Annotated in this window: 3 protein-coding genes, 1 tRNA gene and 1 pseudogene; 4 read left to right on the top strand and 1 reads right to left on the bottom strand. The window is 25.9% G+C overall.

Translation table 11 applies throughout. The features are described 5' to 3' along the window. Both Q0J69_RS14100 and Q0J69_RS14105 read left to right on the top strand, forming a co-directional pair. Positions 1-2,604, top strand: a pseudogene (locus Q0J69_RS14100) (hypothetical protein); the annotation flags it as partial. 43 nt (positions 2,605-2,647) lie between these two features. Further along, a complete protein-coding gene (locus Q0J69_RS14105) occupies positions 2,648-3,331 on the top strand; it encodes a ribonuclease HII (RefSeq protein WP_297208560.1) in 684 nt (227 codons plus the stop codon). Between the two features lie 68 nt (positions 3,332-3,399). Here the strand turns inward: Q0J69_RS14105 and Q0J69_RS14110 are convergent, their stop codons facing one another. Continuing rightward, a complete protein-coding gene (locus Q0J69_RS14110) occupies positions 3,400-4,089 on the bottom strand; it encodes an ankyrin repeat domain-containing protein (RefSeq protein WP_297208561.1) in 690 nt (229 codons plus the stop codon). 196 nt (positions 4,090-4,285) lie between these two features. Between Q0J69_RS14110 and rpmG the strand changes: the two genes are divergently transcribed. Together rpmG and Q0J69_RS14120 are read left to right on the top strand one after the other, a co-directional pair. Continuing rightward, entirely contained in the window at positions 4,286-4,462 is a 177-nt protein-coding gene (gene rpmG, locus Q0J69_RS14115; protein ID WP_008723772.1) for a 50S ribosomal protein L33, read from the top strand. 22 nt (positions 4,463-4,484) lie between these two features. Then, positions 4,485-4,557: transfer RNA gene (locus Q0J69_RS14120), tRNA-Trp, on the top strand. Positions 4,558-4,560 lie beyond the last annotated feature (3 nt).

Consider the following 4,560-nt stretch of genomic DNA (forward strand, 5'->3'; position numbering starts at 1 on the left):
AAAAAATTAGATATTCAGATAAAAGAGCAAAAAAATGTATTAGCTAGAGAAACAGAGTCTTTAAACTCCAAATATGAAGAATTATCTAAAAATATAAATGAATTAATAAACAGCAATAATTCTAAATACGATGAGTTAATTTCTGATACGGCTAAAAAATTAGATATTCAGATAAAAGAGCAAAAAAATGTATTAGCTAGAGAAACAGAGTCTTTAAACTCCAAATATGATGAGCTTAGTAAAAATACAGAAGAGTTGATTTCGAAAACAGATAAGAAGATTGATGATCTTTTGTTGGAGCAAAATTTAAAATTCTTCAAAGAAACAGAATGTTTGAGAAGAGAACAGGAAAACATTTCTGAAAACATAAAAAAAGTAGAAGAAGATACTAATAAGAAACTTGATAATCATATAGAAGAGCAGAAGAATCTATTATCTAAAGAAACAGAAAGTTTGAGAAAAGAACAGGAAAGTCTTTCTGAAAATATTAAAAGAGTGGAAGCAGATACGAATAATAAATTAGACAATCATATAGAAGAGCAGAAAAATCTATTATCTAAAGAAACAGAAAGTTTGAGAAAAGAACAAGAAAACATTTCTGAAAATATCAAAAGAATAGATGATGAAAACACTCAAAATAATGCCAAATATGAAGAGCTAATTTCAAAAACAGATAAAAAAATTGATGATCTTTTATTGGAACAAAATTTAAAATTCTTCAAAGAAACAGAAAGTTTGAGAAAAGAACAAGAAAACATTTCTGAAAATATCAAAAGAATAGATGATGAAAACACTCAAAATAATGCCAAATATGAAGAGCTAATTTCAAAAACAGATAAAAAAATTGATGATCTTTTATTGGAACAAAATTTAAAATTCTTCAAAGAAACAGAAAGTTTAAGAAAAGAACAGGAAAATCTTTCTGACAATATAAAAAGAATAGATGATGAAAACACTCAAAATAATGCTAAATATGAAGAGTTAATTTCAAAAACAGATAAAAAAATTGATGATCTTTTATTAGAACAAAATTTAAAATTTTTCAAAGAAACGGAAGGTTTAAGAAAAGAACAGGAAAATCTTTCTGACAATATAAAAAGAATAGATGATGAGAACACTCAAAATAATGCCAAATATGATGAATTGATTTCAAAAACAGATAAAAAAATTGATGACCTTTTATTGGAACAAAATTTAAAATTCTTCAAAGAAACAGAAGGTTTGAGAAGAGAACAGGAAAATCTTTCTGAAAATATTAAAAGAGTCGAAGCAGATACGAATAAAAAATTGGATAATCATATAGAAGAGCAGAAGAATATATTATCTAAAGAAACAGATGCTTTAAAATCTAAGATTTATAAAGATACTGAAGATTTAATAAATAAAAATAATATAGGTCATAGAATATTAATTGATGATATAGGCAGAAAGCAGGAAGAATTTATAAAATCAGCAAATGATACTTTAGATAAAAACAATGCTAAATACGATGAATTGATTTCAAAAACAGATAAGAAGATAGATGATCTTTTATTGGAGCAAAATTTAAAATTCTTCAAAGAAACGGAAGGTTTAAGAAGAGAACATGAAAGTCTTTCTGAAAATATTAAAAGAATAGACGATGAAAATAATCAAAACAATGCTAAATATGAAGAGCTTATTGGTAATTTAAATAAAAAATTAGACAGCCAGATAGAAGAACAAAAAGCCATATTAAATGATGAGAGAAAAGCATTAAATTCAAAATATGATGAATTGGCTAAAAATAATTCTAAATATGATACTCTCATTAATAATTTAAATAAAAAAATAGAAGACAGCAGCGATATTTTAAATTACAATATTGACAGCAAATATGCATCATTTGCAAAGAATATAAATGAATCAATAGAAAAAAATGATGCTAAATATAATCAATTTGCTGATACTGTAAGTAAAAGATTGGATATGCAGTCAGAAGAACAAAAGAATAAATTAGAGGCTATAGCTAAAAATAATGAAGCATTTGTAAATACTATAAATGAAATATTAGAGAAAAATAATATGAAATATGAACAATTAGCAGAAGTTTTAAATAAGAGATTGGATATTCAATTTGATGAGCAGAAAAAATATTTTGATAAAGAAAATAAAGATATTAATATTAAGTATGAGGCATTTGTGAAAAGTATAAATGAAATATTAGAGAAAAATAATATCAAATATGAACAGTTAGTAGATACTATAAACAGCAGGTTAAATAATAATAATAAAATTTCCAGTGAAAATAATTATAAAAATTCTTATATTAATAATAATAATGATGATTTGTTTAATTATGTGGAAAACCGAATCGGTGAGGAAAGCATCAAGAATAAGAAAAGAATTAAAAAAATAGAGCATAGATATGCCGATCTTGTAAAAAATACTGATGAGATGTTTGAAAAACAAAATAAAAAACATGATAAATTGATTGAATATGTTGATAAAAAAATAGATGAAGAGCATATAATAACTGATGATAAAGTTAAAGGAGTTGATAAAAAAATAAGTAATTTGGCTATAGTATCAGTTTCATTATTTGCCGTTATAATTATAATATTGATTTTTTATCAATTATTGTAATTTTTATTTATATATAATTTTATTTATAATGGGGGATTAAGTTATGGATATTTTTGATACTAAAACCATTATAGATAAATTTGCTTATGAAAAAGAATATTTATCATTAGGCTTTAAAAATATATGCGGTATAGATGAGGTTGGCAGGGGATGTTTATTCGGGCCTGTTACAGCTGCTGCCGTCATAATGCCTTTGGAATTATTTAATGATGATATTAAAAGGGATTTAATAGTTAAAGATGTAGATGATTCCAAAAAAATAGCGGCAAGAAAAAGAGAAGAGCTTTATGAAAAAATAATTGAGAATGCTTTATGCTATTCTGTTTACTCTGTTGATTCAAAGACTATAGATGAGATAAATATATACAATGCTGCCAAGCTTGCTATGATTAAGGCTGTAGAAAATTTGGAATTAAAACCAGATGTACTTCTTATAGATGCTGTAAAACTTGATACAGATATAAAACAATGCTCTATAACAAAGGGAGATTTTAAATCTTATAGTATAGGATGTGCAAGTATAATTGCTAAAGTTACCAGAGATAGGATGATGAATGAACTTCCTGAGGAATATCAAAAATATAAAATTGCTAAAAACAAAGGATACGGCACTAAAGAACATATTAAAGCTATAGATATGTATGGGGCAAGCGATATGCATAGATATTCATTTGAGCCTATAAAATCTTTAAATAATATAGATAAAAACGATTCTCTGCCTTTATAGAAGTTTTAGTATAAAAAAATAGAGCTTAAAAAATAAGCTCTATTTTTTATTAAGAAATTATTTATATATTATTGACATGATGCTTTTCCAGTGCGTACATTTATTCCGCCTGCATCTTTTATCATTTTTATAATGTTCTGATTTCTTGATTCACATGCATAAGTAAATGCACTTTTATTAAGCTGTTTGCTTACTATATTCACATCAACCTTTTTATCAAGTAAAAATTTTACAGCATCTTCTCTGCTGTTTCCTGCTGCTACCATAAGCATAGTTTCACCATCTCTTTTATCCTGCTCATTTAGATTTAACTTCCCTTGATAAAGAGGGTATAAATACTCTATAACTTTTATATTTCCTCCAAGTATAGCGGATTTAAAAGCACTTGTAACATCAGCAGTATCTCCTGCATAAAGATTTGCCCCTTTATCTACTAAATATTGAACCACATCTAAATATCCAATGAAAGCAGCCCATCCTAAAGCAGTTTGCTTTAAACTTGCCGTATCCTGAACCTCTATATCCTGTCCTGCCTCTACCATTCTTTTAATTTCTGCCAAATTTCCCTCTTTAACAGCATCAAACCATTTAGCATTAGGACCTTTCGATCTTTCTCTATAAAATATTCTGTGAGAGAGTCTTCTTGGATTAGCCAAATTGGTTAATTGTGCTGGAGTAAGCCTTGTAAATCTTTCTGTTTGCGAATACAATGGTATTGATGAAATGATTAAAGTTAATAGAAGTATTATTTTTTTCATATCTTTCTCCGATTTTTAATATAGTTTTATAATAAAACTTTTGTAAAATATATTTGTAAAAAATCTTTAATAATAAATATTATTATTAAAAGCATTTAATTTTTATATTTTATTATTGACATAATTTTTTTTTAGGTATATAATTGAATACCTTGTAAATTTAGGTTATAGAAATTTATTCTTAAAGGAGTAAATAATGGCAGGTGCAAAAGTAAAAACAGAACAAATACATCTTCAATGTACAGAATGTAAAAGAAAAAATTACATAACAACTAAAAATAAACAAAATGTTCCAGAGAAATTGGAATTGAAAAAATATTGCCCTCATGATAAAAAACATACAATTCATAAGGAATTGAAAGTATCAAGATAATATTTTTTAATTTTATAAATTTGGGTCAGTAGTTCAATTGGTAGAGCACCGGTCTCCAAAACCGGGTGTTGCAGGTTCGACTCCTGTCTGACCTGATT

It is taken from the genome of uncultured Brachyspira sp. (assembly GCF_944388875.1).
Classification (GTDB): Bacteria; Spirochaetota; Brachyspiria; order Brachyspirales; family Brachyspiraceae; genus Brachyspira.

Bases quoted from the DNA above. Each gene is read 5' to 3' on its own strand.
- Q0J69_RS14110 (WP_297208561.1), bottom strand. From the start codon at position 4,089: ATGAAAAAAATAATACTTCTATTAACTTTAATCATTTCATCAATACCA.
- rpmG (WP_008723772.1), top strand. From the start codon at position 4,286: ATGGCAGGTGCAAAAGTAAAAACAGAACAAATACATCTTCAATGTACA.
- Q0J69_RS14105 (WP_297208560.1), top strand. From the start codon at position 2,648: ATGGATATTTTTGATACTAAAACCATTATAGATAAATTTGCTTATGAA.